This window comes from Lysobacter sp. DMC97, from assembly GCF_056313745.1.
The window spans coordinates 408,432-432,279 of the sequence record NZ_JBQUZR010000005.1; the positions used below are offsets into that span (position 1 = coordinate 408,432).

A 23,848-nucleotide genomic window follows, 5' to 3' on the forward strand; every position below is an offset into this window, starting at 1 on the left:
CTCGAATCCCCGCCATCAGGCCCGTGCCTGCACGCGCTGCGCGGGGGCCGCCAGCATAACGAAAACCCGTCGCCGGACCGCCGGCCGGAACGCAGGACTCCGCCCGGTCGAGCCGTGACGAATGGACCTAGACAAAATGTTCTAGACAATCCAGTCTAGACAACATAGTCTAGACAAACCGGTCCAGACGAATCAGTCCAGATCGAACCCAGCCCAGGACGCCCGCATGTCCCGCACGCCCCGCCCCACGCCGGCCGAACTCGAGCTCCTGCACACGCTGTGGCAACTCGGCCCGTCCTCCGTCAAGCAGGTGCACGAAGCCCGGCAGCAGGAACGCCCGGACCTCGCCTACGCCGCCGTGCTGCGGCTGATGCAGATCATGCACGGCAAGGGCCTGCTGACCCGCGACGAAAGCCAGCGCTCGCACGTCTACGCCGCCGCGCAGCCGCAGGACTCGCTGCAGACGCGGCTGCTGGACGACCTGATCCACAAGGCGTTCTCCGGCTCCGGCAAGGACCTGGTGATGGCGGCGCTGCGCAGCGGCAGCGTCAGCGATGCCGAACGCGAGGAAATCCAGCGCTTCCTGGAGGACACCCGCGATGTCTGACGCCGCCTTCGTCCCGGTTCTCGCCCGCGTCCTGATCGATTTCATCTGGCAGGGCGCGCTCATCGGCCTGCTGGCCTGGCTGGCGCTGACGCTGCTGCGCAATGCCCGGCCGCAGCTGCGCTACGCCGTGGCCTGCCTCGCGCTGCTGGCGTGCGCGCTGCTGCCGATCGCCCGGTTCGTGCTCGCGATCGGTTCGGTCGGCGATGCGCCGATGCCGGCCGGCACACCGTCGATGGCGATCCCGGCGCTCGCCATCGCCACGCAGACACTGCACGCCGGCGTCGTCTTCACCCTGCCGACGCCGCCGCCGGCCTCGATGGCCTGGCTGGTGGCGCTGTGGGCCGCCGGCGCCGGCCTGCTGTCGCTGCGGATGCTGGGCGGCGCGCTGTGGCTGCATCGCCTCTGCCGCGACGCGCGCAACGAGGCCGGCCCGTGGCAGGCGCGGGTCGACGACCTCGCCCGCCGCCTCGGCGTGCGCCGCGCGGTCGCGCTGCGGCTGACCGCCGACGGCGACGGCCCCGCGACCGCGGGCTGGTGGCGTCCGGTGATCCTGCTGCCCGCGGCCGTCGCGATGCACATGCCCGCGGACCTGCTGGAAGCGCTGCTGGCGCACGAACTCGCCCACGTCCGCCGCCACGACTATCTGGTCAACCTGCTGCAGCGGCTGGTCGAGACGCTGCTGTTCTATCACCCCGTGGTGTGGTGGCTGTCGCACCGCATCCGCATCGAACGCGAACTCGTCGCCGACGATCTCGCCGCCACCGCGCTGGGCGACGGCCGCCGCCTCGCCGTCGCCCTCGCGCAACTCGATCGTCTCGCCGCCGCGCCGCGATCGCCCTTCCCGCTCCCCGCATTCGCGCAAGCCGCGCACGGAGGTCATCTCATGTCCCGCATCCAGCGTCTCGTCCGCCCCTCGCGCCGCGCCATCGGCGGCGCCGTGCTCCCGCCCCTGCTCGGCCTCGCCGTGGCCGCGGGCGCGTTCTACGCCCACGCGCACCTCGCACCGAAGCCGGCACCCGCAGCTGCATCGCACGGCACTGCGCCGGTGAACGCCTCGGTGACCGCGTCACCGGACACGTCATACGTCGCCGCAACGCGCACCATCGTCCGCGCCGACGACCGCCACGACCAGACCGCCTATGCGCTGGTCCGCAAGGGCGAGGACGGCATGACGATGTCGGGCAGCCACGACGATCGCGACAACGACGACATCGAAGCGGCACGACGCGGCATCGACGGCGATTTCCTGTGGTTCCGCCGCGACGGCAAGGCCTACGTGGTGCGCGACACCGCCACGCTCGCGCAGGCCGACGCCGCTTGGGCGAAAACGCGCGAACTGAGCGCGCAGATGCAGGCGCTGAGCGCGCGCATGCAGCCGCACCAGGAGAAGATGCAGGCGCTCGGCGCACGCATGCAGGCGCTGCAGGTGGAGGTCGTCCAGCCGCCGGAAATGGAGGCCGCCCGGGTCGAAATGGAGCGTCTGGGCGAACGCATGCAGGCGCTTGGCGAACAGCAGGGCGCGCTCGGCGCGCGCATGGCCGGCGCCGACGACGCCGAACGCGATCGCCTGCAGGCGCAGATGGAAACGCTGTCGACGGAACAGGAACGCCTCGGCCGCGAGATGGAGCACCAGGGCGAGATCATGGAAGCCGCCGGCGAGCGGATCGAAGCGCGCACCGCGCCGATGGAAGCGATCGGCCGCGAGATGGAGGCCGCCGGCCAGCCGATGGAAGCGATCGGCAAGGACATGGAGGCCCTCGGCGACCGCATCGAGCGCACCGCCGCGGACGCCGAAGCCCGCACCCGCCGACTGATCGACGACGCCTTCGCGAAAGGCCTGGCGACGCCGGCACCGACGCGGCAGTGAGGCCACGGGGCCGGGCGCGCCTCGCCCGGCCCGCCACGGCCGTCGAAGTCGCGCGTTGTATCCTTGTGCGCCGCCCCGTGCGGCGCACGGCGCCGGCAGGGGCCACGCCCCGCCGCCCGCCCCACGCCCCGATGCCCACTCCGGACGCCCTTCCCACGACGCGCACACCGCCGGGCCGCACCATCGCCCCCGACGCCCTGCGCCTGTCCGTGGCGCCGATGATGGACTGGACCGACACGCACTGCCGGAACTTCCACCGGCTGCTCGCGCCGCATGCGCGGCTGTACACCGAGATGGTGCACGCCAACGCAGTGCTGCACGGTGACCGGGCGAAGCTGCTGGCGAAGGACGACACCCAGCATCCGGTGGCGCTGCAGCTCGGCGGCAGCGATCCGGCGCTGCTCGCCGCCGCCGCGCGGATCGGCGCCGACCACGGCTTCGACGAGATCAACCTCAACTGCGGCTGCCCGTCCGACCGCGTGCAGGCCGGCCGCTTCGGCGCCTGCCTGATGCGCGAACCGGCGCTGGTCGCGGAGGGCGTCGCCGCGATGATCGCGGCCGCGCCGGACACGCCGATCACGGTGAAATGCCGGCTGGGCGTGGACGACGACCACGACTGGGACCGCTTCCTCGGCTTCGTCGACGCCATCGCCGAGGCCGGCTGCGCGCACGTGATCGTGCATGCGCGCAACGCCTGGCTGCAGGGGCTGTCGCCGAAGGAAAACCGCGAAGTGCCGCCGCTGCGCCACGACTGGGCGCACCGGCTCAAGCGCGAACGTCCCGCGCTGCAGATCGCGATCAACGGCGGCATCGCCGACCTCGACACCGCGACCGCGCAGGCGGCGCTGGTCGACGGCGTGATGCTGGGCCGCGCCGCCTACCACGACCCGTACCTGCTGCATCGCCTCGACGCGGCGTGGTGGGACGGCCCGCTCCGCAGCCGCGGCGAGCTGCTGCGCGCGTGGCGGCCCTACGTCGAGGCGCAGCTCGCGCAGGGCGTCGCGTTGAAGCACCTCACGCGGCACGTGCTCGGCCTGTTCCAGGGCCAGCGCGGCGGCCGCGCGTTCCGGCAGATCCTCAGCGAAGGCGCGCACCGCCCCGGCGCCGACTGGGCGCTGGTCGAACGGGCGCTTGTGCCCACCGACGCCGCGCACGAGCGCGCCGCCTGATGCTCACCCGCGACGTCGACGCCTTCCTCGCCTTCGCCCGCGGCTGCGCGCCGGACGCCGGCCCGGCCACCTCGCGGGCGGCGTTCCTGGTCGCGCCGGACGGCTTCGGGCGGGCCGCGGAGTCCGCCAGCGACAACCGCTACATGGCCGATGCCGAGGCTTTCGACGCCGGCCGCGCCTCCGCCCAGCACCGCGAGCTGCAGCGCGCGCTGTCGACCGAACTGCCGGTGGTCTGCTTCGCCGGCGACCCGGCCACGCCCGACGCGGTCTTCCCGAACAACGTCTTCGCCACCGCGCCGGGACGGTCGATCATCGGCCGCATGCGCCATCCCGTGCGCCAGCGCGAAGCCACGCGCGCCGACATCCGCCGCTTCTTCACCGACACGCTGGGCCGGACGGAGATCGACCTGTCCTCTCAGTCCCATCCCTGCGAACTCACGGGCGCGCTGGCGATCGACCGCGCCCGCGGGCTGGGGTTCTGCGGGCTGTCCGAGCGCTGCGACGAGGCCGGGGCGCGGCTGATGCATGCCGCCTTCGGCCTGCGCGCGACCCTGCTGTTCGACCTCGCCCCCGGCGAGTACCACGTGAACGTGGTGCTGGCGGTGCTGGCCGGGCGGGCCGCGCTGGTCTGCCCCGACGGTTTCGCCGACGGGGCGCCCGTCGCCGCGCTGCGGGCGCTGTACGGCCCGCACGTCATCCCGCTGGACGCGCACGAACGCGCCGCGTTCGCCGGCAATGCCATCGCGTTGCGCGACGACAGCGTGTGGATGAGCGCCATCGCCGGGGCCGCGCTGACGCCCGCCACCCGCGCTGCGCTGGACACCGCGGGCTTCCGCGTCCGCACCGTGGCGCTGGACGCCATCGAGGCCGCGGGCGGGTCGCTGCGCTGCTGCGTCGGCGAAGTGTTCTGAGCGGCCACGCGTGCCCGCCCGCTGAACCCCGGCGAGGCGTCGTCGGCCCGTAAGAAAAAGTTAAGGACGGATTCACCGCCCGGTTTCGAGAATGCCCTTCCAACGCGCGATGATGTGTTCCGTCGATCGCCCGACCCGCTTCCGAGTGTCGCCCATGTCGCTCCCGTCCCGCCGCCTGTCGCTGTCCGTGCTGGCCGTCGCCTTGGCCGGTGCCACCCTGCCCGCCGCCGCCCAGCAAGGCGGACACGGCCGCCAGGACGAGTCGCAGGCGGACACCGCGCGTAATGGCAACAGCAGCAACGATGCCGTCTCCGATGCGGTCCGCCGTTTCGAGCGCGCCAATCGCGGCCAGGTCCTCAGCGCCGAGCGCATGCAGTTCGACGGCCGCGACGTGACCCGCATCAAGGCCGTGGGCGACGATGGCCGCGTCCGCGTCTTCATGGACGATCCGCAGCCCGCCGCCGACACGCCGCGCGGCCAGAACCGCGACCAGCCGCCACCGCGCCACCCCCGCGGCGAGCGTTGAACCGGCAACACCGGGATCGTGCGATTCGCACGTCGTTCCCGGCGTTTTTCCCGCGAATAAGCGAAATCTGAACAGGTCCGACCCGCCGCTCCCGGTGGCCATCGGCCGCGGCTATGCTCCGTTCCTGAACGAACTGCCGGCCCCCCGCCGCACCAGGAGCTCTCGATGCGCATTCTCCTCGTCGAAGACGAAGCCCCCCTCCGCGAAACCCTTGCCGCGCGCCTGAAACGCGAGGGCTTCGCCGTCGACACCGCACAGGACGGCGAAGAAGGCCTGTACATGGGCCGCGAAGTGCCGTTCGACGTCGCCATCATCGACCTCGGGCTGCCCAAGATGTCCGGCATGGAGCTGATCCAGGCCCTGCGCGCCGAAGGCAAGCAGTTCCCGGTGCTGATCCTCACCGCCCGCACCAGCTGGCAGGACAAGGTCGAAGGCCTGAAGCAGGGCGCCGACGACTACCTGATCAAGCCCTTCCACGTCGAGGAACTGCTGGCGCGCATCAACGCCCTCGTCCGCCGCGCCGCCGGCTGGAGCAAGCCCTCGCTGGAATGCGGCCCGGTCACCCTGGATCTCGCCGCGCAGACCGTCAGCGTCAACGGCAGCAACGTCGACCTGACCAGCTACGAGTACAAGGTGCTGGAGTACCTGATGATGCACGCCGGCGAGCTGGTCTCGAAGGCCGACCTGACCGAGCACATCTACCAGCAGGACTTCGACCGCGACTCCAACGTGCTGGAGGTCTTCATCGGCCGCCTGCGCAAGAAACTCGACCCCGACGGGGCGCTCAAGCCGATCGAGACCGTGCGCGGCCGCGGCTACCGCTTCGCGATCGCGCGTACCGGCGACAATTGAATCCCGACGCCTGCCCCGCCCCCGACGCCGCGCCGATGACGCGCGGCGTCGTCGCGTCCGTCGTCCGCACGGCGGCGCGCACGACCACAGGGATGCACCGCCATGCCGGCGCGTGACCGCTTCTGGCGTCCGCGCTCGCTGCAGACGCGGCAGTTGCTCGCGACCAGCCTCGGCCTGCTCGCCTTCCTCGCGCTCGCCGGCTACGCGCTGGATCATGCGTTCGTCAACACGGCGGAGAACATCCTCGAGGATCGTCTGCGCGACTACGCGCTGGACTTCGCCGGCAAGACCGAATTCGGCCGCGGCGGCGACCTCGTGCCGCCGATGGACAGCCAGTTGCCCGACCCGCGCCTCAAGCGCCCGGGCAGCGGCCTGTACGCGCAGATCGTGCTGCCGTTCGTGGTGTGGGAATCCGAATCCGCGCAGGGCCCGGAATTGCCGCCGGTGAAGATGCTGGCGCCGGGCCAGCAGGTGTTCGACGGGCCGATCGACATCGTGCGCGCCAACGGCCAGCGCGCCCGCGTCTACCGCTTCGGCTACGGCCTGGTGTGGCCCGGCGACGATCTCGCCGACGAGATGTCGTACACGATCTACATCGTCGAGGACACCGCGCGCCTGCAGAGCCAGCTCAACGTGTTCCGGCGCGCGCTGTGGAGCTACCTGGGCGCGGTCGGCGTGTTCCTGCTGGCGCTGCAGCTGATCATCGTGCGCTGGAGCCTGTGGCCGCTGCGCCGCGTGGTGGACGAGCTCAAGCGCGTGCAGCGCGGCATCGGCACGCGCATGAGCGAGCGCCACCCGCGCGAGCTGGAGCCGCTGACCGAAAGCATCAACGCGTTCATCGAGAGCGAGCGCGAAAACCTCGAGCGCCAGCGCAACATCCTCGCCGACCTCGCGCACAGCCTGAAGACGCCGCTGGCGGTGCTGCGTGCACGGCTCGACAGCGACGCGTCCGACGCGGAGCTGCGCAGCGACCTCGACCAGCAGCTGCGGCGCATGAACGACCTCGTCGGCTACCAGCTCAGCCGCGCGGCGTCCGGCGGCCACAAACTGTTCGCCGCGCCGATGCCGATCGAACCCGACGCCGAGGAAATCGTGCGCGGACTGGAAAAGGTCTACGCCGCGAAGGGCGTGTTCTGCGAATTCGAGATCGACCCGGACGCGCGCTTCTACGGCGAGAAGGGCGACCTGCAGGAACTGCTCGGCAACCTGCTGGAAAACGCGTTCAAGTGGGCGCGGTCAAGGGTGCTGCTGACGGTGAAGACCGGCGCCACCGCCACGCACCGCCGCCCCGGGCTGGTGATGATGATCGAGGACGACGGCCCGGGCATCCCCGAGGAAAAGATCGCGCACGTGCTGCAGCGCGGCGTGCGCGGCGACGAGCGCGTGCAGGGCCACGGCATCGGCCTGGCGATCGTGCAGGACATCGTGCGCAGCTATCGCGGTGCGCTGGTGGTCGGCGATTCCGAGGAGCTCGGCGGCGCCCGCTTCGAGGTCACGCTGCCGCCGGGCCTGTGATCAGGCGACTGCTATCAGGCGATCGTGAGCAGGTACCTCTGATCAAGTGTCCGTGACGACGTCGGTCGTGGCCGTCGCGACCGCGGATTTCGCGAACGGCGACGGGCCGTAGAAACGTTCGAGGTGCGCAGCCACCGTCGGCAGCGCCTGCCGCAGCCGCCCCGGCGCGCTGAAGTGGTATTCGCTGCACACCGCGAAGAATTCCTCCGGCGCCTCCGCGGCGCTGGCGTCGATCGCGGTGCGCCGGCCGGCGTCGACGCGCTCGGCGAAGGCGTCGTAGGCGGCCTCGAAATCCTGCACCCAGGCACGGCGCCACTCGCGCGGCAGCGGCGGCGTGCCGCTGAAGCCGCCTTCCAGCACGTCGAGCTTGTGCGCCATCTCGTGCACCGCGAGGCAGCGGCCGTCGCGGGGATGCTGCAGTTCGTGTTCGATGTCGGCCCACGAGAGGACCAGCGGCCCGTGCTCCCAGGCTTCGCCGTCCACTTCGTCGACGCCCTCCTCCACCAGCTCGAAGCCGTCGGTCTCGTAGACGTCGCTGTAGCGGCGCTCGATCTTGAACGCCTCGGGATAGACGATCAGCTGCGACCAGCCACGCAGGCCGTCGGTGCCGAACTCCAGCAAAGGCAGGCAGCACAGCGCGGCGAGCATCGCGCGCCGGTCGTCGTCGAGCGTCAGGTCCCCGACCGGGGTGAGGGTCTTGGCGGCGAGAAAGCGCGCGGCGAGGCCGGCGAGTCGGGCGTCGCGGACGGAGTCGAGTGCAGCGACCCACGGCACGGTGGCGCGCACGCGCGCCCAGCGCTCGGGGTCGATGACGGGGTCGGGACGGGAGAAGCGGTCGCGGAACCAGCGCAAGCTGGCGTCCGGATCAGCGGAACATGCCGGGCAGGAAGCGGTGCCAGCGCGGACCGCGGACCTGCAGCGAATCGCCGCTGCGGGCGCTGGGACGCGGCTTGCCGGTCGCCGGCGCGGCACTGCCGCGCTTGGCCGCGGGCTTGTTCGCGGGCGCCGGGTCGTTGTCGGCGTCGGCGGGCGCGACGTCCGGGCATTCGCTGGTTTCGCCGTTGGCCGAGGCCAGCGGTGCCGTGCGGGCGGCCACCGGCAGGCTGACGAGCGCGAGCACCAGGAGGGTCGGCAGGACGAAACGGGAGCGGCGCATGGCGGCGTCCAAGAAGGAAGAGGGCCCGAACAAGACGTCGACTATACCCTGCATGTGACCGTCCGGGGCTGGCCGAAAGATGAACGGCCGCTTGCTGCAACGCAGCAGCCACCGCCCCTCGGCTTGCGGCAGACTCCCGCCGTGAACGCCAACGCCCCCGACCCGCCGGGCCCGTCCCCGGCCTCGACCCTCACCGCCCCAGCCCTGCGCCGCGCGCTCATCGCCGGCGCCCGCCGGGTGATCGCCGCCCGCGACGGGCTGAACAAGATCAACGTCTTCCCGGTGCCCGACGGCGACACCGGCAACAACCTCGCCTTCACCCTCGGCAGTCTGCTCAACGGCGCGCTGAGCCGACGCAGCCGCCACATCGGCGAACTGCTGCGGCGGATCGGCGACGACGCCATCGACGGCGCCCGCGGCAACTCCGGCGCGATCCTCGCCCAGTTCCTGCATGGCGTGGCCGAACACGCGCGCAGCAGTCCGGTGCTGGACGCCGCGGCGCTGGCCGCCGCCGTCCGCCACGGCGCCACCAGCGCCCGCGGCGCACTGGCGCATCCGGTCGAAGGCACCATCCTGAGCGTGATCGACAGCTTCGCCGACGCGCTGGAAGAAGCCGCGACCGAGCTGCGCGGCGATCCGCGCCCCAGCTTCGCACGCGCACTGGCGCAGGCGCGCCGCGCGCTGGCGCGCACGCCCGAGCAGATGGCCGCACTGCGCGACGCCGGCGTGGTCGATGCCGGTGCGCAGGGCTTCGTCGACCTGCTGGAAGGCATCGCCGAGTTCGTCGAAGGCGGCCCGCGCGCACTGCGCGTGCGCGGCGTGCTGCGCGCGGCGAACGAGAGCGTCGGCGCGCACGACGACGCGCCGCATCCGCCGCACGACGAGGTCGATCCCGAGCGTCGCTGGTGCACCGAATGCCTGCTGATCGCCGACGCCGAGCGCGACGCGCCGATCGAGCGCGCGGCGCTGCGGGCGGCGCTGGACGCGATCGGCGCCGATTCCATGGTGCTGGCCGGCGGCGCCACGCGCATGCGCGTGCATGCGCACGTCGGTGCGCCGCAGGCGCTGTTCGACGCCTGCGCGGCGTTCGCGACGGTCGAAGGCATGAAGGCCGACGACATGCTGCTGCAGGCACGCAGCGTCGACCACGGCGACCGCGTCGCGATCGTGGTCGACAGCGCGGCGGACCTGCCCGAGGCCATCGCCGAACGGTTCGCCATCCACGTCGTGCCGGTGCGGGTGAACCTGGACGGTCGCGACCATCTCGACAAGATCGGCCTGGCCACCGGCGAGTTCTACCGGCGCATGGCGCAGGCGCGCGAACTGCCGCGCACCAGCCAGCCGCCGCCGGGCGATTTCCGGCGCAGTTTCGAATTCCTCGGCGCGCATCATCCGGCGGTGGTCTACGTCGGCCTGTCGCGCGCGGTGTCCGGCACGCTGCAGTCGGCCGAGCACGCGGCGGCGCGCGGCGGCGACGGCAAGGTGCGGGTGTTCGACAGCATCAACGTCGCCGGCGGCCAGGCGCTGCTGGCATGGCGCGCGGCGGAACTGGCCGAGGCCGGCGCCGACGCGGCGGCGATCCTGCGCGAGCTCGAACGCCTGCGTCCGCGCACGCTGACGTGGGCGATGGCGCGCGACATCACCCATGCGGTGCGCGGTGGCCGCATCCCGAAGTGGGCGGAACCGGCGGTGCGTTTCACCGGGCTCACGCCGGTCGCGAAGATGAAACCCGACGGCCGCTTGGCCGTGGCCGGCGGCCTGTTCGCGAAGGCGAAGGCGCCGGAAGCGTTCGCACGCTACGTGGCGAAACGCGCCACTCGCGCGCTGGGCTCCGGCACGCCGCTGCGCCTGATCGTCGGCCACTGCGACGCCCGCGCCGACGGCGAACGCCTGCGCGACGCGCTGTGCGCGCGGCTGCGCATCGACGCCGCGCATCTGGTCGAGACCGGCCCCGCCGTCGGCGCGCACGCCGGTCGCGGCACGCTGGTGGCGGCGGTGCAGCCGGTGGCGGAATGAACGGCCGCCCGCGGACGCTGCTCGCGGCGTTCGCGCTCGGCCTGCTGCTGGGCCCCGCGAGCTGGTGGAGCGTGCGACTCGCCACCGGCCGTTTCGAGCCCTTCGACGACAGCGCGGGCTTCTACCTCTGCCAGGCCGTACTGGCGCTGCCGATGGCCGTCCTCGCCTTCCGCAACGGCGTGATCGCCTCATTGCCGGCACTGCCGGGCGCGTGGGTCGGCATGCTCGGCTACGCATACGCCTTCGGCAGCGGCGAGAGCCGCGCGTGGATCGTGCTGCTGCTGTTCACGTCGCTGACGCTGCTGATGATCCCGCTGGCGGCGCTGCTGGCCGGCGGCATCGGCCATGCACTACGGCGACGACACGCACGGCAGCGCATGACGACGACGGCCTGACGGGCGGCATGCGATCATCCGCCGCGACGAACACGGACACGCACGACGCATGGGCTGGGCGACCGCCTACATCGAACGACTGAAGCAGGGCGAGACGGTGGCGTTCCGGCCGCGCGGCGGCTCCATGACCGGCCGCATCGAATCGGGCCAACTCTGCACGGTCGAACCGGTCGTCGACGCCGCGTCGCTGCGCGTCGACGACATCGTGCTCTGCCGGGTCCACTGCGCCGAATACCTGCACCTGATCAAGGCCATCGACGGCATGCGTTTCCAGATCGGCAACAACAAGGGCTACATCAACGGCTGGATCGGCGCGAACGGCGTGTTCGGCCGCCGCGTGAAGGCGGAACCGTGAGCGCGGCGCTGCTCGTCCTCGCCGCCTACCTGCTCGGCTCGCTGTCCGGCAGCCTGCTGCTCGGCAAGCTGCGCGGCGTCGACATCCGCACGCAGGGCAGCGGCAACGCCGGCGGCACCAACGCGTTCCGCACGCAGGGGCTGAAGTTCGCGCTCGGCGTGGTGGTCATCGACATCGGCAAGGGCGCGCTGGCGGCATGGCTGGGATTGCGCTTCGCCGAGGCACCGGATGCGGCCTGGCTGGCGTACGCGACCGCGTTCGCGGCGGTGGTCGGCCACGTGTGGCCGGTGTGGCACGGCTTCCGCGGCGGCAAGGGCGCGGCCACGGTGATCGGCGCGACGCTGGTGCTGTGGCCATCGGCGGTGCCGGTGCTGCTGGCGACGTGGATCACGGTGCTGGTGCTCACCGGCTACGTCGGCCTCGGCACGGTGCTGGCGGGGCTGGCGCTGGCCGCGCTCGCGACGCTGACGCATGCGGCCACACCGCGGCTGGCGTTCGCGCTCGCCGCCGCGGCGCTGCTGGCGTGGACGCATCGCGGCAACCTCGCGCGGCTGCGCGCCGGCACCGAATCGCGCTTCGAGAAGGCGCGGCTGCTGCATCGCCTCGCCCGGCGCGGACGCGCATGAGCGACGCCCTCGACGCGGACGCGATCCACGCAGCGCTCGACGTCGACGCACGCAGTGCGTTCGCCGCGATCGAGGTCGTCGACGTCATCGATTCGACCAACAGCGCACTGCTGCGCCGGCGCACGCCGGACGCCGGCCTCGCCGCACTGTTCGCCGAACGCCAGGACGGCGGCCGCGGTCGCCACGGCCGCGTCTGGGCCTCGCCGCCGGGCGCGAATCTCTATCTGTCGCTGGCGCGGACGTTCGCCGGCGATGTCGCACGACTCGGCGGACTGAGCCTGGTCGTCGGCGTTGCCGCCGCGGAAGCGCTGCACGCGCTCGGCGCGACCGAGGTCGACCTGAAATGGCCGAACGATCTCGTGATCGACGATGCGCACGGCGGATTGCGCAAGCTCGGTGGCGTCCTGATCGAAGGCGGGCTGCAGGACGGACGGCCGCGCGCGGTGATCGGCCTCGGCCTCAACGTGCGCATGCCGGCCGACGCCGCGGCCGCGATCGACCAGCCGTGGACCGACCTGCACGCGCTGCTCGGTGCGCGGACGCCGTCGCGCAATGTCGTCGCGGCGACGCTGCTGTCGCGGCTGGCGTCGGCGCTGCGCCTGTTCGATGCCGAAGGCCTGCGCCCGTTCCTGCCGCGCTTCGAGGCCCGCGACGCGCTGCGCGACATGCAGGTGACGGCGCGGATCGGCGAGCGCGAGGTGCTCGGCATCGCGTCCGGGCTCGACGACGACGGCGCGCTGGTGCTGCGCACGCGCGACGGCCCGCTGCGGCTGCACGCGGGCGAGGTCAGCGTGCGCCGGCAGGCGGGATCGACGACGTGAGGCGCGCATGAGCACGTGGCTGTTCGACCTCGGCAACACCCGGCTGAAGTGCGCGCCGCTGCGCGACGACGGCAGCCTCGGCGACGTCATCGCGATCGCGCACGACGGCGCATGCCTGCCCGACGGCTGGGACGCGGCGCTGCCCGCACGTTTCGACGCCGCGGCGCTGACCAGCGTCGCCGCGCCGGCGCTGCGGGTCGCGCTGCTCGACGCGCTGACCGCGCGCTGCGGGCGGCTCTCGATCGCGCGCACGGCGTCGCGCTGCGGCGACCTGCGCATCGCGTATGCCGATCCGTCGACGCTCGGCGCCGATCGTTTCCTCGCGATGCTGGGCGCCTGCGCGCGGCATCCGCGGGCGGCGACGCTGGCGGTCGGCATCGGCACGGCCCTCACGATCGATCTGGTCGACGACGACGGCCGGCACCACGGCGGCCGCATCGCGCCCTCGCCCGCGCTGATGCGCGAGGCGCTGCATGCGCGTGCGGCGCAGTTGCCTGAAACCGGCGGCGCGTTCCATGCCTTCGCCGACACCACGCCGGACGCGCTGCGCTCCGGCTGCGACGGCGCCGCGGCGGCGCTGGTCGCACAGGCGCTGCGAGATGCGGAAGCGCGGCTCGGCACCGTGCCACGCCTGCTGCTGCATGGCGGCGGTGTCGAGGCGCTGGCCGACGCACTGCCGGCCGACGGCGAGCGCGCGCCGTCGCTCGTGTTGGAGGGGCTGGCGGTCTGGGCGAGAATGCCCGGATGACGATGCGCGCCTTTCTCGTGCTGCTGGTGGTCCTGAACCTGGGGGCGGCTGCCTGGTGGCTGCTGCACACCGACCCGCCCGCGACGACGCCCGCGGAAGCGCCGTCGGGGGTCGCTCGGCTGTCGCTGGTCAGCGAACACCCGGAACTGCGGCCGGCGCCCGCGCCCGCCGCGGTCGACGACACTCCCGCCGAGGCCACCGCCGCGCCCGCCGCCGCGGCCGACCTCCCGCCGCCGCCGTCGAACGACACCTGCCTGCGCCTCGGCCCGTTCGCCGACGCCGTGGCCGCCGGCCAGGCGCAGGCCGCGCTGCGCGCCGGCGCCACCCGCATCGCGATCCGCGAACAGACGCAACCCGCCGGCCGTGATCGCGGCTGGCGTGTCTTCCTGCCGCCCGCGGCCGACCGCGCAGCCGCCGATGCCGCCGCCGGCCGCCTGCGCGCCGCCGGCTTCACCGACCTGCTGGTGGTCGGCAACGGCGCCGAAGCCAACAGCATCGCGCTGGGCCGGTTCAGCACCGAGGACCGCGCCCGCCAGCACGTCGCGGCCTTGCGCGCGGCCGGCTTCGACGCGAAGGCCGAAGCGCTGGGCGAGACCCGCAGCGCGTTCTGGGTGGAACTGGCCGTGGCCGGCGCCGCCGATGCCGGCGCCCTGCGCCGCCGCGCCGGCGCCGCGCAGGCCCGGCCGATCGACTGCGCCGGGCCGCGCTGACCCGGGCCCGAGGGCGGCCGCGTTCCGGGCGATCGCCCGAAAACGGCTGCTAGAATCCGGGTCCCCGATCCGCGGTCGCGGCATCGGCCCCGTGCCGGCATAGCTCAGCTGGTAGAGCAACCGCCTTGTAAGCGGTAGGTCGTCCGTTCGATTCGGACTGTCGGCACCATCTTCCCCCAGCCCCTGGACTCCGCATGCAGCGCAGCTTCCCGCCCGTGTCCCTGATCGGCGTGCCCACCGACATCGGTGCCGGCCACCGGGGCGCCCGCATGGGGCCCGAAGCGCTGCGCATCGCCGGCCTGGGCGAGGCGCTGGCCGCGCGCGGCATCGACGTGGTCGACCGCGGCAACCTCGCCGGCCCGGCCAACCCGTGGCAGCCGCCGGTCGACGGCTACCGCCACCTGCCCGAAGTCGTGGCCTGGAACCGCCTGCTGATGGACGCCGTCGGCGCCGAACTGACGGCCGGCCGCATGCCGATCGTGCTCGGCGGCGACCACTGCCTCGGCGTGGGTTCGATCACCGCCGTCGCCCGCCACTGCCGCGCCACCGGCCGCAAGCTGCGCGTGCTGTGGCTGGACGCGCACGCCGACTTCAACACCAGCACGGTCACGCCCTCGGGCAACGTCCACGGCATGCCGGTGGCCTGCCTGTGCGGCCTCGGCCCCGAGGCGCTGGTCCGCCTCGGCGGCGACGCGCCCGCGCTGCGCCCGGACGAGATCCGCCAGATCGGCATCCGCTCGGTCGATCCCGAGGAAAAGCGGCTGGTGAAGGACCACGGCCTCGACATCTACGACATGCGCTACATCGACGAGGTCGGCATGAAGCGCGCGATCGAGGAAGCGCTGGAAGACCTCGACGACGACACCCACCTGCACGTCAGCTTCGACGTCGACTTCCTCGACCCCAGCATCGCCCCCGGCGTCGGCACCACCGTCCCCGGCGGCCCGAACTACCGCGAAGCGCAGCTGGTGATGGAGATGATCGCCGACACCGGCCGCCTCGCCTCGCTGGACATCGTCGAACTCAACCCCGCCCTCGACAACCACAACGCCACCGCCGAACTCGCGGTCGACCTGGTGGAAAGCCTGTTCGGCAAGTCGACGCTGATGCGGGATTGAGCGCAGGAAATCCGGCGCCCGCCCGGTAGAGCGGCCTTCAGGCCGCTGCTTCCCACGGACACGTTGGCATGGAGCGGCCTGAAGGCCGCTCTACCGACAACCTGATGGAACAGGACGACGCAACCGGTACGCAATCCATTTGCCGCCAGCGGTCAACCGCCCGGATCGCCCGGCAGGATCGGGTAGACGCGGGCGATCGAGCAGCCGGCCTGCGCGGCGAGGCCGCGTTCGACGATGCGGCGGGCGATGCCGGCGCCGAATGCCAATTCGTCCTCGTCGCGCGAGAACACGGCGCGGTCGCCGGGATGGCCGCAGATCGCGGTGCCGCCGACCTGCGACTTCAGCACGAGCTGCGTCATCGTGCCCATCTCGGAGCAGACGCCGTTGAATTCGACGCGGTAATAGCGATGGCCGCCGCTGCGCGTCGGCGAGGTTTCGAGCACGAGGTCGCTGCCGTCGTCGCGCCAGCCGCGGACGTGGCGGGCGTCGACGCAATACGCCGTGCTGCCGACGAAACCGCGCACGCGCTTGCCGCGGACGACGATCGTGTCGAGGTCGTCCGCCGTGGGCTGCCTGTTGCGGGCCCGCAGCGCATGGTCGGCGTATTCGCGGGCGTCGATGCGGGCGACGTCGAGCACGGCGCAGCGACGGTCGCCGCGATCCAGCCATGCACCACCGCCGGTGCACACCTGTCCGCGCGGGCTGAGCAGGCGCGGCTGCTCCGACCACAGCGCGTTGGGGCAGCCTTCGCCGAGCGCGAGGCGCCAGCGGCTTTCATCGTTCAGGCGGACCACCAGCGTGCGCGCATCGCTCTGCCGCGCTTCACGGACGTCGCGCGCGCTGAAACACGCGGGCGCGGGCGTCGCCGATGCGGGTGCAGCGGCCGCGGCCGCCATGCCGTCGGCGAAGGACGCCACGGGCATCGCCAGCAGCAACGACAGCGCGAACGGGCGGGCAACGCGATTCATGGCGTCGCCAGGAACACGCCGTCGCCGATCACCGCCACCGCCACCGCGCGCAGCGACTGCCCGCGGCACGGGCCGGCGACGCACAGGCCGGCGTCGGGTTCGAACGTGGCGCCGTGCGCGGCGCAGACGAGCTGTCCCTTCGACAGCAGGAAGCGGCCCGGCGCCCAGTCGAGGCGGCGCCCGGCATGCGGGCAGATGTTGAGCCAGGCGCGGACCTGGCCGCCGCGACGCAGCACGATCAGCGATTCGGCGCTGCCGTCCACCGTGGCCTCGACCTCGGCCGGCACGCCGTCCGCCAACGCGGACAGCGCGATCAGCGGTGACGCTTCCGTGCCGGAGGTCACACCGGGGTTTAACGAAGTCCTCACACCATCCGTCATGAGCCGTCCGATACTGCGACCACTGGCCGCTGGCCGTCCTAGTGTGTCACGACACGCCCGCATGTTCGCGTTCCGCTCGTCCCGCCATCGCCGCCGTTTCGACGCCTTCTTCGCACCGCGCAAGCCGCGTCACCGCGTGCTCCGCGTCGTGCTCGCGCTGTTCGGCGTGGGCCTGCTCGCGGTGCTGCTGCTGTTCGGGCTGGCGATCGGCGCGGCGATGCTCACCGCCGGCCTGCTGTATCGGCTGTGGAAGCAGCGCAACAAGCCGCTCGCCGCTGGCGCGCCGCTGGACGCCGAATACCGCGTCGTGCGCCGTCCGGCGCTGACGGTCGGCCGCTGAGCGACTGAGCCAACCCGCCGCGGCCACTCGACGCCGTGCCCGCGCCCGCGCGATCATGCGGGCATGAACGATTCCGCTCGCGATCTCCTCCCGCCGCCCGCCATCGTGCGCGTCCCGGTGCGCGGCCACGATGTGTCCGGCGATTTCCCGGTGCGCCGCATCTTCTGCGTCGGCCGCAACTTCGCCGACCACGCCCGCGAGATGGGCGCCGCGGTGCCCGCCTCGAAGGCCGATCGCGGCACGCCGGTGTTCTTCACCAAGCCCGCGGATGCGCTGGTGATCGACGGCGCCGACGCCGCCTACCCGCCCGGCACGCAGGACCTGCACCACGAGATCGAGCTGGTGGTCGCGCTGGGCGAGGACGCGCCGCCCGGCGTGCTCGATCCCGAGAACGCCGGCGCGCTGGTGTTCGGCTACGGCGTCGGCCTGGACCTCACCCGCCGCGACCTGCAGGCCGCGGCCAAGGCCAAGGGCCTGCCGTGGGACATCGCCAAGGCGTTCGACGAATCCGCGCCGATCTCCGCGCTGCGGCCGGCCGACGAGATCGGCGCGCTCGGCCCGCGCACGCTGTCGCTGCTCGTGAACGGCACGCTGCGCCAGCAATCGACGCTGGACCAGCTGATCTGGGACGTGCCGGAGATCCTGCACGAGCTGTCGAAGCTGTTCGCGCTGAAGGCCGGCGACCTGGTCTTCATGGGCACGCCGGCCGGCGTCGCCGCGCTGCAGCCGGGCGACGTCTGCGAAGGCGCGCTGGACGACGTGCTGGCGCTGACCTGCCGGATCGCGCCGCCGCGCTGACGCCCGCACCCGGCGGCGTGTCCGCCGGTATGCTGCGTCGGAAAAAAGCCCGGGCCGACGCCCACGGGCCGCGACCGCGGCGATAGACTGCGCCCACATCCATCTCCGGGGAGCAGCGTCATGGGCATGATGTCCGAATTCAAGGAATTCGCGATGAAGGGCAACGTCGTCGACCTCGCCGTGGGCGTGGTGATCGGCGGGGCCTTCGGCAAGATCGTCAGCGCGCTCGTGGACGGCGTGATCATGCCGGTCATCAGCTTCCTCACCGGCGGCGTCGATTTCAGCAAGGCCGCCTTCGTGCTGAAGGACGCGGTGATCGGCCCCGACGGCAAGGAAACCGCCGCGGCGGTGGCGATCAAGTACGGCGCGTTCGTGCAGACGATCATCGACTTCACCATCGTCGCGTTCGTGCTGTTCCTCGTGATCAAGGCGATGAACCGGCTCAAGCGCGCCGAGGAAGCCGCGCCTGCCCCGGCCGCGACGCCGGAAGACGTGGTGCTGCTGCGCGAGATCCGCGACCTGATGAAGCGCTGACGCCGAGCCGGCGCAGCGCTGACGCAGCGAGACACTGTTTTCCCGCTCGCCGCCGGTCCCGGGACCGATGGCAGGGGTCCCCGGAAGCCGCGGGCTGCTACGCTCGCGGCTTCCGTGTTTTCGTGCGCCGGAACACCGGCCGGGAGAAGCGTCGATGCGTCAGAAGCTGTCGTGGTCCCTCGCCGTCGCCGTCGCGGCGATGTCCTCCGCCGCCGGCGCCGCCTCGCCGCCCGAGACCCGCATCCCGGACGCGGCCATGGCCACCGCGGCGCAGCTGCGCGAGACCGCGCTGCACGACCGCACCGCGTGGGACGCGGTCGAATCGCTGACCACCGAAGTCGGCCCGCGCCTCGCCGGCAGCGAGGCCGACGCCCGCGCCGTAGCCTGGGCCGAAGCGAAGTTCCGCGCGCTTGGCTACGACAAGGTCTGGCGCCAGGAAGTGACGTTCCCGAAGTGGGAGCGCCGCGGCGAATCCGGCGCCGTGCTCGGCGCGCACGCGCAACCGCTGCATCTCACCGCGCTGGGCGGCAGCCCGGGCGGCACGGTCGAGGGCGAGGTGGTGCGCTTCGCCGATCTCGCCGCGCTGGAAGCCGCGCCCGCGGGCTCGCTCGCCGGCAAGATCGCGTTCGTCGATTTCCCGATGGCCCGTGCCCGCGACGGCGCCGGCTACGGCGAAGGCAGCAAGGTCCGCGGTCGCGGCCCGTCGGCGGCGATCCGCGCCGGCGCCGCGGCCTACGTGATGCGCTCGGCCGGCACAGACCACCACCGCAACCCGCACACCGGCATCACCCGCTTCGACGACGGCCTGACGCCGATCCCGTCGGCCGCGCTGTCGGTGCCCGACGCCGAGCAGCTCGCGCGCCTCGTCGCGCTGGGCGCGCCGGTGCGCATCCGCGTCGCGCTGGATTGCGGCTGGGACGGCACCGCGACCTCGTACAACGTGATCGGCGAGGTCACCGGCCGCGACCGTAAGCGGCGCGACGAAGTCGTCGTCATCGGCGGGCACCTCGATTCCTGGGACCTCGGCACCGGCGCGATCGACGACGGCGCCGGCGTCGCCATCGGCATGGGCGCGGGTCGCCTCATCGCGCAGTTGCCGAAGGCGCAGCGCCCGCCGCGCACGATCCGCGTGATCGCGTTCGCCAACGAGGAGCAGGGCCTGTACGGCGGCAAGGCCTACGCCGATGCGCAAAAGGTCAACGTCGCCAGGCACCAGATGGTGGCCGAGAGCGATTTCGGCGCCGGCCGCATCTACGCCTTCGCCACCAGCGCGCCGCCGCAGGCGCAGGCCGCCGCCGCGCGCATCGCCGAAGCGCTGAAGCCGCTGGGCATCGACGCCGTGGCCGACGGCCATCCGGCGTCGGACGTGGGCGCGATCGCCGCCGAAGGCGCGGCGTGGGCCTCGCTGAAGCAGGACGGCACCGACTACTTCGACCTGCACCACACGCCGGACGACACGCTCGACAAGATCGATCCCGACGCGCTGGCGCAGAACACCGCGGCGTATGCGGTGTTCGCCTATCTCGCCGCCTCGGCCGACGGCGGTTTCGGCAGCGCGCCGAAGCCGGCGGAGACCACGAAACCCTGATCGCCGCACCGCACGCCGCGCCTTCGCCCTTCACTCCCGGATCAAGGACAGACCCATGGCATTCCCGACCGCCGTCAATTCGCAGATCACCGATTCGATCACCCAGGCCAACGTCAAGGTCCTCGGCGAAGCGCCGGCCATGGCGATGGGCAGTATCTACCAGTCGCTCGCGCACTCGACCGGCATCCTGTTCGAGAACGCCGTGGCTGCGCAGCAACAGCAGAACACGCTGGCGCAGGCCGCCGCGAACATGGGCGTGATGCAGATCTACAGCCTCGACACCACCGCCGCGGCTGGCGCTACCGAGAAAATCGCGCAAACCGGCATCGCCGACAATCTGACCAGCCTGCTGACCGTGCTGAATGCCTTCCGCATGCAGGCCGCGCCGAAGGCGATGGCGGCGGCGCCCGAGTCGGCGGCCGACACCGCCACTGCCGCAACGGCCCAGGTCGCGGTGGCGCCTGCCGCCGCGACCGATCCGGCCTCCGACGATGCCGGCGCGGCGGACATCGCGCAGCAGATCCGGGACGCGGTGACCTTCGTGAACGAGACCGTGCTCGGCAGCAGCAACGACTTCATCGCCGGCCTGCATGCGGCCGTCGACACGATGGCGCACGCGCTGCACACGATCGACCGCAGCGAGCACGAGGCCCGTGTCCACGTCCTGCAGGAAGCCGCGCTCGCCGCCACGCTCGCGGCGATGCTGCGCGAGCCGGAGAAGGCGAAGGAATACGAAGCGGTGCTGCAGGTGATCCAGCGGATGGAGTGATGCGCCGCTCGGCCGCCGTCCTGTGGTGCCTGCTCTGCGCCGTCACGTCGGCGGCGGCGCAGGACACGTTCGCGTTGCCGCCACCCGAGGTCGCGACCGCTCAGCACGTCCGGCTCTGGGCCACGCACTACAACGTGCATCCGGCCACCGTGGCGACGGCGGGCCTGCCGCTGCTGGATCTCGCTGGCGCGACGATCGGCCCGACGCTGTCCCCGCACGACTGGTGCCTCGCCGCGCTGGAAGGCACGGTCGCGGTGACGACGGACACCGGCACGACGACGTACAACTACGCGGGCAAGGCCGCTGACGCGCAGGTCGACTGCGTGCAGGTGCTGGCGCTGGATCCGGCCGGCAAGCCCTGGGCCGGCGCGCTCGGTCGTTCGCGCTTCAAGCGCTCGCGCGGGCCGTACGGCGAAGGCACGGGCGATTTCGATCTGGTGCCGTACCGCACGATCGCGGTCGATCCCGGGACACTGAAGTTCGGCACGGTGCTATACGTGCCCGGCGCGCGCGGCGTGCCGGTGACGCTGCCCGACGGCACGCAGGTCGCGCACGACGGCTACTTCTTCGCCGCGGACACCGGCGGTGCGATCAAGCAGACGCACATCGACGTGTTCTGCGGCGTCGCCACGTCGAACTGCTTCCCGGGCTTCGTGCACAGCGACGCGACGAAGACGTTCGACGCCTCGGTCATCGACGACGCGAAGATCGCGGACTACCTCTCGGGCCTGCACCGCCCGACCACCGACGCCGCCGCGACGCTCAGCGACGCCGCGCCCACGCCGCCAACAGCACCGCCGTCGCCGCCGCCACGTTGAGGCTCTCGACCGCGCCGGTGCCGGGGATCGACAGGCGCTGGTCGCAGGCCTTGGCGAGTTCGGCGTCCATGCCCTCGCCTTCGGCGCCGAGCACGTAGACCAGCCGCTCGGGCAGCTTCGCGGCGAACAGGTCGCCGCCGCCGCGCACGACGGTCGCGGCGAGGCCGAAGCCGGCGCCGTGCAGCTGCGCGATCGCGTTGTCCTCGCGGCCGAGGCGCACGAAGGGCACCGCTTCGGCGCCGCCTTCGGCCACGCGCGCGGCGGCGCCGGACAACGCCAGCGTCGAATGCTTCGGCAGCAGCACCGCAGCGATGCCGAAATGCGCGGCCGAGCGCAGGATCGCGCCGAGGTTATGCGGGTTGCCCACGCCGTCCAGCCACAGCGCGCAGCATGGACCGAGTGGCAGGTCGCGCAGCCACGTCGACAGCGGCGTCGGTTCCTCGCGCAGCACCTCGGCGACCACGCCTTCGTGGTGCGCGCTCGCGGCGAGCTTCTGCAGTTCCTCCGGCGCCACCACGCGGTAGCCGACGCGATGCGCGACGCACCACTTCAGCAGCGGCTGGAGCTTCGGGATGGTCGCTTCGGCGAGATAGAGCTTGCGGAGGGCCTGCGGCCGGCGTGCGAACACGGCACGCACCGCGTTCAGGCCGTACAGGCGGAGTTCGGCGTCGCGACGGCGACGCGCATCGCCGCCGGGCGCGGCGGGGGGCGGGTACGAAGACGGCGGGACCGATGACATCCCCGCATTCTACGCGCCGCGGCTCAGCGGCCGAACCACCACCAGGCCGCCAGCGCGGCCGCGACGACCAGCGCGAGGATCGGCCCGATCCCGACGCCGCTGCGGCCGGAGACCACCGTCGGCATCGGCGCCGCGGCCGTCGACCGTGGGCCGACGACACCCGCACCGCCAGCCTCGTGCGCCTCGACCAGATCCTTCGCTTCCTTCAGGCCGAGACCGGTCGCCTCGCGCAGCCGTTTGATCGCTTCGATCTTGTTCTCGCCGCGCAGCGCGTCCAGCACGTCGTCGGGCAGCAGGGACGCCGCGGCCTGCGACAGCCCCGCCGTCGACATCGACAGGCCCGGGAGCGACGGCAACGGCTGGCCGTTGGCGAAGGCTTCGACTGCCTCGTGCGCGGTCTTGAGGTCGATCCGCGCGGCTTCGCGCAGGCGCTTGATCGCGTCGATCCGGTTGCCGCGGGCGATCGCGTCGATCACGTCCTGCGGCAGCGAGGGGCGCGGGTCCATGCGGCGACGCCTCCGGTCAGTGCGACAGCGCCCAGACCACGGCGCACATCAGCACGATCAACAGCCACAGCACGCCGCGGCCGGGATGATCGCCGGGCATCACCGTGGGCGGGCGCGTCTCGTCGAACAGCGCCGCGGTGCGCCGCTCGGCGGCCTGCATCGACTGCGGTTCGGGCGTGCGCGGCGCGCCGTTGCTCACGCTGCCGTCCACCTTCGCCACCTGCGCCTCGGCCGCGAGCCGCTGCACCAGCGCCAGGGCGCCCCGGAGGTCGCCGCCGGTGGCATCGCGCAGCAGCTTGATCGCACCGGCCTTGTCGCCGCGCGCCAGCGCTTCGACCACGGCCCGCTGCACCTGGCTCGTCGTGTTCATGGCGGCTTTCCCGGAAGGCGGTCTCGTCGCAGCATAGCGCGTCCCCCGTCTCCCCGCGGGTCACGGAGCCGCCGCCATGCCCGTCGAGGTTCGTCTGGGCGACATCACCACGCTGGACGTGGATGCCATCGTCAACGCCGCCAACGCGGCGCTAGCCGGCGGCGGCGGGGTCGACGGCGCGATCCACCGCGCCGCCGGGCCTGACCTGTCCGCGGCCTGCAAGGCGATCCCGATGGTGCGGCCGTTCGTGCGCTGTCCCGTCGGCGAGGCGCGGATCACGCCCGGTTTCCGCCTGCCGGCGCGCTGGATCATCCACACCGTCGGCCCGGTCTGGCACGGCGGCCGCGAGGGCGAACCCGAACTGCTCGCGAGCTGTTACCGCGAAGTCCTGCGTCTGGCGATCGAACACGACATCCGGTCGATCGCGTTCCCCGCGATCAGCTGCGGCGTGTTCGGCTATCCGCCCGATCGCGCGGCCGAGGTCTCGGTGCGCACGCTGCGCGCGCATGCGCCTGCCGAGCTACGCGTGATCCTCTGCGCGTTCGACGCGGCGATGGCCGATGCCTATCGCCGCGCGCTGGCGACGACGGACGATGGCCGCGGTGGTTCCGATCCTGCGTAAGCAATCCCTGCGACGGCACAGGCG

The 23,848-nt window shown here is 72.6% G+C and carries 28 protein-coding genes, 1 tRNA gene and 1 pseudogene; 23 read left to right on the forward strand and 7 right to left on the reverse strand.

Annotated features, from left to right (window positions below):
* The first annotated feature begins 226 nt into the window (after positions 1-226).
* The 7 genes from ACT53Q_RS13435 to ACT53Q_RS13465 all read left to right on the forward strand — a co-directional run bounded on the left by ACT53Q_RS13435 (position 227) and on the right by ACT53Q_RS13465 (position 7,447).
* The gene (locus ACT53Q_RS13435) at positions 227-607 is read left to right on the forward strand and encodes a BlaI/MecI/CopY family transcriptional regulator (protein ID WP_476187148.1); all 381 of its coding nucleotides are present in this window, start codon (positions 227-229) and stop codon (positions 605-607) included.
* Positions 600-2,474 carry a M56 family metallopeptidase gene (locus ACT53Q_RS13440; RefSeq protein WP_476187149.1) on the forward strand — a complete coding sequence of 625 codons (1,875 nt, stop codon included), beginning with the start codon at positions 600-602 and terminating at the stop codon, positions 2,472-2,474. Before ACT53Q_RS13435 ends, ACT53Q_RS13440 begins: the two co-directional genes overlap by 8 nt.
* Positions 2,475-2,692: 218 nt before the next feature.
* Complete coding sequence (dusA, locus tag ACT53Q_RS13445; protein ID WP_476187205.1) at positions 2,693-3,643, forward strand: tRNA dihydrouridine(20/20a) synthase DusA; 951 nt, start codon at positions 2,693-2,695, stop codon at positions 3,641-3,643.
* The gene (locus ACT53Q_RS13450; protein ID WP_476187150.1) at positions 3,643-4,554 is read left to right on the forward strand and encodes an arginine deiminase-related protein; all 912 of its coding nucleotides are present in this window, start codon (positions 3,643-3,645) and stop codon (positions 4,552-4,554) included. Before dusA ends, ACT53Q_RS13450 begins: the two co-directional genes overlap by 1 nt.
* 154 nt (positions 4,555-4,708) lie before the next feature.
* Positions 4,709-5,080, forward strand: a complete 372-nt coding sequence (locus tag ACT53Q_RS13455) for a hypothetical protein (protein WP_476187151.1) — start codon at positions 4,709-4,711, stop codon at positions 5,078-5,080.
* 165 nt (positions 5,081-5,245) lie between these two features.
* Complete coding sequence (locus tag ACT53Q_RS13460) at positions 5,246-5,932, forward strand: response regulator transcription factor (RefSeq protein WP_476173290.1); 687 nt, start codon at positions 5,246-5,248, stop codon at positions 5,930-5,932.
* Between the two features lie 102 nt (positions 5,933-6,034).
* The gene (locus ACT53Q_RS13465; protein ID WP_476187152.1) at positions 6,035-7,447 is read left to right on the forward strand and encodes an ATP-binding protein; all 1,413 of its coding nucleotides are present in this window, start codon (positions 6,035-6,037) and stop codon (positions 7,445-7,447) included.
* A 42-nt stretch (positions 7,448-7,489) separates the two neighbouring features.
* Here ACT53Q_RS13465 and ACT53Q_RS13470 read toward each other — a convergent pair whose 3' ends face one another.
* Together ACT53Q_RS13470 and ACT53Q_RS13475 are read right to left on the reverse strand one after the other, a co-directional pair.
* Complete coding sequence (locus tag ACT53Q_RS13470) at positions 7,490-8,299, reverse strand: M90 family metallopeptidase (RefSeq protein ID WP_476187153.1); 810 nt, start codon at positions 8,297-8,299, stop codon at positions 7,490-7,492.
* Positions 8,300-8,312: 13 nt separating this feature from the next.
* Positions 8,313-8,603 carry a hypothetical protein gene (locus ACT53Q_RS13475; RefSeq protein WP_476187154.1) on the reverse strand — a complete coding sequence of 97 codons (291 nt, stop codon included), beginning with the start codon at positions 8,601-8,603 and terminating at the stop codon, positions 8,313-8,315.
* 141 nt (positions 8,604-8,744) lie between these two features.
* Here ACT53Q_RS13475 and ACT53Q_RS13480 point away from each other — a divergent pair, with 141 nt between their 5' ends.
* From ACT53Q_RS13480 to rocF, 9 genes are all read left to right on the forward strand, one after another.
* A complete protein-coding gene (locus ACT53Q_RS13480) occupies positions 8,745-10,619 on the forward strand; it encodes a DegV family protein (protein ID WP_476187155.1) in 1,875 nt (624 codons plus the stop codon).
* Complete coding sequence (locus ACT53Q_RS13485) at positions 10,616-11,014, forward strand: hypothetical protein (protein WP_476187156.1); 399 nt, start codon at positions 10,616-10,618, stop codon at positions 11,012-11,014. The genes ACT53Q_RS13480 and ACT53Q_RS13485 overlap by 4 nt, the downstream gene beginning before the upstream one ends.
* Positions 11,015-11,063: 49 nt before the next feature.
* Positions 11,064-11,369 (forward strand): hypothetical protein, encoded by a 306-nt coding sequence (locus ACT53Q_RS13490; RefSeq protein ID WP_476187157.1) that lies wholly within the window; start codon positions 11,064-11,066, stop codon positions 11,367-11,369.
* Positions 11,366-11,995 (forward strand): glycerol-3-phosphate 1-O-acyltransferase PlsY, encoded by a 630-nt coding sequence (gene plsY, locus ACT53Q_RS13495; protein ID WP_476187158.1) that lies wholly within the window; start codon positions 11,366-11,368, stop codon positions 11,993-11,995. Before ACT53Q_RS13490 ends, plsY begins: the two co-directional genes overlap by 4 nt.
* Positions 11,992-12,816 (forward strand): biotin--[acetyl-CoA-carboxylase] ligase, encoded by an 825-nt coding sequence (locus ACT53Q_RS13500; protein WP_476187159.1) that lies wholly within the window; start codon positions 11,992-11,994, stop codon positions 12,814-12,816. Before plsY ends, ACT53Q_RS13500 begins: the two co-directional genes overlap by 4 nt.
* Positions 12,817-12,823: 7 nt before the next feature.
* On the forward strand, positions 12,824-13,564 hold the full coding sequence (locus ACT53Q_RS13505) for a type III pantothenate kinase (RefSeq protein ID WP_476187160.1): 741 nt from the start codon (positions 12,824-12,826) through the stop codon (positions 13,562-13,564).
* A gap of 2 nt (positions 13,565-13,566) precedes the next feature.
* Entirely contained in the window at positions 13,567-14,274 is a 708-nt protein-coding gene (locus ACT53Q_RS13510; RefSeq protein WP_476187161.1) for a hypothetical protein, read from the forward strand.
* A 93-nt stretch (positions 14,275-14,367) separates the two neighbouring features.
* Positions 14,368-14,443 (forward strand) — tRNA-Thr (locus ACT53Q_RS13515).
* Positions 14,444-14,468: 25 nt separating this feature from the next.
* The gene (gene rocF / locus ACT53Q_RS13520; protein ID WP_476187162.1) at positions 14,469-15,392 is read left to right on the forward strand and encodes an arginase; all 924 of its coding nucleotides are present in this window, start codon (positions 14,469-14,471) and stop codon (positions 15,390-15,392) included.
* A gap of 152 nt (positions 15,393-15,544) precedes the next feature.
* Here rocF and ACT53Q_RS13525 read toward each other — a convergent pair whose 3' ends face one another.
* A complete protein-coding gene (locus ACT53Q_RS13525) occupies positions 15,545-16,360 on the reverse strand; it encodes a hypothetical protein (RefSeq protein ID WP_476187163.1) in 816 nt (271 codons plus the stop codon).
* Complete coding sequence (locus ACT53Q_RS13530) at positions 16,357-16,704, reverse strand: Rieske (2Fe-2S) protein (RefSeq protein WP_476187164.1); 348 nt, start codon at positions 16,702-16,704, stop codon at positions 16,357-16,359. The genes ACT53Q_RS13525 and ACT53Q_RS13530 overlap by 4 nt, the downstream gene beginning before the upstream one ends.
* Before the next feature lie 97 nt (positions 16,705-16,801).
* On the opposite strand from ACT53Q_RS13530, the gene ACT53Q_RS13535 reads away from it, so the two are divergent.
* The 6 genes and pseudogenes from ACT53Q_RS13535 to ACT53Q_RS13560 all read left to right on the forward strand — a co-directional run bounded on the left by ACT53Q_RS13535 (position 16,802) and on the right by ACT53Q_RS13560 (position 21,587).
* Positions 16,802-17,080 carry a hypothetical protein gene (locus ACT53Q_RS13535; RefSeq protein WP_476173275.1) on the forward strand — a complete coding sequence of 93 codons (279 nt, stop codon included), beginning with the start codon at positions 16,802-16,804 and terminating at the stop codon, positions 17,078-17,080.
* A 63-nt stretch (positions 17,081-17,143) separates the two neighbouring features.
* On the forward strand, positions 17,144-17,878 hold the full coding sequence (locus tag ACT53Q_RS13540) for a fumarylacetoacetate hydrolase family protein (protein ID WP_476187165.1): 735 nt from the start codon (positions 17,144-17,146) through the stop codon (positions 17,876-17,878).
* A gap of 120 nt (positions 17,879-17,998) precedes the next feature.
* Positions 17,999-18,412, forward strand: a complete 414-nt coding sequence (mscL, locus tag ACT53Q_RS13545) for a large-conductance mechanosensitive channel protein MscL (RefSeq protein WP_476187166.1) — start codon at positions 17,999-18,001, stop codon at positions 18,410-18,412.
* A gap of 154 nt (positions 18,413-18,566) precedes the next feature.
* Entirely contained in the window at positions 18,567-20,000 is a 1,434-nt protein-coding gene (locus ACT53Q_RS13550) for a M28 family peptidase (RefSeq protein ID WP_476187167.1), read from the forward strand.
* Between the two features lie 55 nt (positions 20,001-20,055).
* Positions 20,056-20,370 (forward strand): annotated as a pseudogene (locus ACT53Q_RS13555) (RebB family R body protein); the annotation flags it as partial.
* Between the two features lie 398 nt (positions 20,371-20,768).
* Positions 20,769-21,587 (forward strand): 3D domain-containing protein, encoded by an 819-nt coding sequence (locus ACT53Q_RS13560; protein ID WP_476187168.1) that lies wholly within the window; start codon positions 20,769-20,771, stop codon positions 21,585-21,587.
* On the opposite strand, the gene ACT53Q_RS13565 is transcribed toward ACT53Q_RS13560, so the two are convergent.
* From ACT53Q_RS13565 to ACT53Q_RS13575, 3 genes are read right to left on the reverse strand one after another with little or no spacing between them, the layout of a single operon-like run.
* Positions 21,532-22,326: a TrmH family RNA methyltransferase gene (locus ACT53Q_RS13565; RefSeq protein ID WP_476187169.1), complete on the reverse strand. Its 795-nt coding sequence runs from the start codon at positions 22,324-22,326 to the stop codon at positions 21,532-21,534. The genes ACT53Q_RS13560 and ACT53Q_RS13565 overlap by 56 nt on opposite strands.
* A gap of 23 nt (positions 22,327-22,349) precedes the next feature.
* A complete protein-coding gene (locus ACT53Q_RS13570; RefSeq protein ID WP_476187170.1) occupies positions 22,350-22,832 on the reverse strand; it encodes a ribosomal protein L7/L12 in 483 nt (160 codons plus the stop codon).
* 16 nt (positions 22,833-22,848) lie between these two features.
* Positions 22,849-23,202, reverse strand: coding sequence for a hypothetical protein (locus ACT53Q_RS13575; RefSeq protein WP_476187171.1), 354 nt, complete (start codon positions 23,200-23,202; stop codon positions 22,849-22,851).
* Positions 23,203-23,278: 76 nt separating this feature from the next.
* Between ACT53Q_RS13575 and ACT53Q_RS13580 the strand changes: the two genes are divergently transcribed.
* The gene (locus ACT53Q_RS13580) at positions 23,279-23,824 is read left to right on the forward strand and encodes an O-acetyl-ADP-ribose deacetylase (RefSeq protein WP_476187172.1); all 546 of its coding nucleotides are present in this window, start codon (positions 23,279-23,281) and stop codon (positions 23,822-23,824) included.
* The last annotated feature ends 24 nt before the right edge of the window (positions 23,825-23,848 follow it).

Bases quoted from the DNA above. Each gene is read 5' to 3' on its own strand.
- mscL (WP_476187166.1), top strand. From the start codon at position 17,999: ATGGGCATGATGTCCGAATTCAAGGAATTCGCGATGAAGGGCAACGTC.
- ACT53Q_RS13535 (WP_476173275.1), top strand. From the start codon at position 16,802: ATGTTCGCGTTCCGCTCGTCCCGCCATCGCCGCCGTTTCGACGCCTTC.
- ACT53Q_RS13510 (WP_476187161.1), top strand. From the start codon at position 13,567: ATGCGCGCCTTTCTCGTGCTGCTGGTGGTCCTGAACCTGGGGGCGGCT.
- ACT53Q_RS13465 (WP_476187152.1), top strand. From the start codon at position 6,035: ATGCCGGCGCGTGACCGCTTCTGGCGTCCGCGCTCGCTGCAGACGCGG.
- ACT53Q_RS13575 (WP_476187171.1), bottom strand. From the start codon at position 23,202: ATGAACACGACGAGCCAGGTGCAGCGGGCCGTGGTCGAAGCGCTGGCG.
- ACT53Q_RS13560 (WP_476187168.1), top strand. From the start codon at position 20,769: ATGCGCCGCTCGGCCGCCGTCCTGTGGTGCCTGCTCTGCGCCGTCACG.
- ACT53Q_RS13580 (WP_476187172.1), top strand. From the start codon at position 23,279: ATGCCCGTCGAGGTTCGTCTGGGCGACATCACCACGCTGGACGTGGAT.
- dusA (WP_476187205.1), top strand. From the start codon at position 2,693: ATGATGGACTGGACCGACACGCACTGCCGGAACTTCCACCGGCTGCTC.
- ACT53Q_RS13570 (WP_476187170.1), bottom strand. From the start codon at position 22,832: ATGGACCCGCGCCCCTCGCTGCCGCAGGACGTGATCGACGCGATCGCC.
- ACT53Q_RS13475 (WP_476187154.1), bottom strand. From the start codon at position 8,603: ATGCGCCGCTCCCGTTTCGTCCTGCCGACCCTCCTGGTGCTCGCGCTC.
- ACT53Q_RS13460 (WP_476173290.1), top strand. From the start codon at position 5,246: ATGCGCATTCTCCTCGTCGAAGACGAAGCCCCCCTCCGCGAAACCCTT.
- ACT53Q_RS13550 (WP_476187167.1), top strand. From the start codon at position 18,567: ATGCGTCAGAAGCTGTCGTGGTCCCTCGCCGTCGCCGTCGCGGCGATG.
- ACT53Q_RS13540 (WP_476187165.1), top strand. From the start codon at position 17,144: ATGAACGATTCCGCTCGCGATCTCCTCCCGCCGCCCGCCATCGTGCGC.
- ACT53Q_RS13450 (WP_476187150.1), top strand. From the start codon at position 3,643: ATGCTCACCCGCGACGTCGACGCCTTCCTCGCCTTCGCCCGCGGCTGC.
- ACT53Q_RS13435 (WP_476187148.1), top strand. From the start codon at position 227: ATGTCCCGCACGCCCCGCCCCACGCCGGCCGAACTCGAGCTCCTGCAC.
- ACT53Q_RS13565 (WP_476187169.1), bottom strand. From the start codon at position 22,326: ATGTCATCGGTCCCGCCGTCTTCGTACCCGCCCCCCGCCGCGCCCGGC.
- ACT53Q_RS13525 (WP_476187163.1), bottom strand. From the start codon at position 16,360: ATGAATCGCGTTGCCCGCCCGTTCGCGCTGTCGTTGCTGCTGGCGATG.
- rocF (WP_476187162.1), top strand. From the start codon at position 14,469: ATGCAGCGCAGCTTCCCGCCCGTGTCCCTGATCGGCGTGCCCACCGAC.
- ACT53Q_RS13500 (WP_476187159.1), top strand. From the start codon at position 11,992: ATGAGCGACGCCCTCGACGCGGACGCGATCCACGCAGCGCTCGACGTC.
- ACT53Q_RS13485 (WP_476187156.1), top strand. From the start codon at position 10,616: ATGAACGGCCGCCCGCGGACGCTGCTCGCGGCGTTCGCGCTCGGCCTG.
- ACT53Q_RS13505 (WP_476187160.1), top strand. From the start codon at position 12,824: ATGAGCACGTGGCTGTTCGACCTCGGCAACACCCGGCTGAAGTGCGCG.
- ACT53Q_RS13455 (WP_476187151.1), top strand. From the start codon at position 4,709: ATGTCGCTCCCGTCCCGCCGCCTGTCGCTGTCCGTGCTGGCCGTCGCC.
- ACT53Q_RS13440 (WP_476187149.1), top strand. From the start codon at position 600: ATGTCTGACGCCGCCTTCGTCCCGGTTCTCGCCCGCGTCCTGATCGAT.
- ACT53Q_RS13490 (WP_476187157.1), top strand. From the start codon at position 11,064: ATGGGCTGGGCGACCGCCTACATCGAACGACTGAAGCAGGGCGAGACG.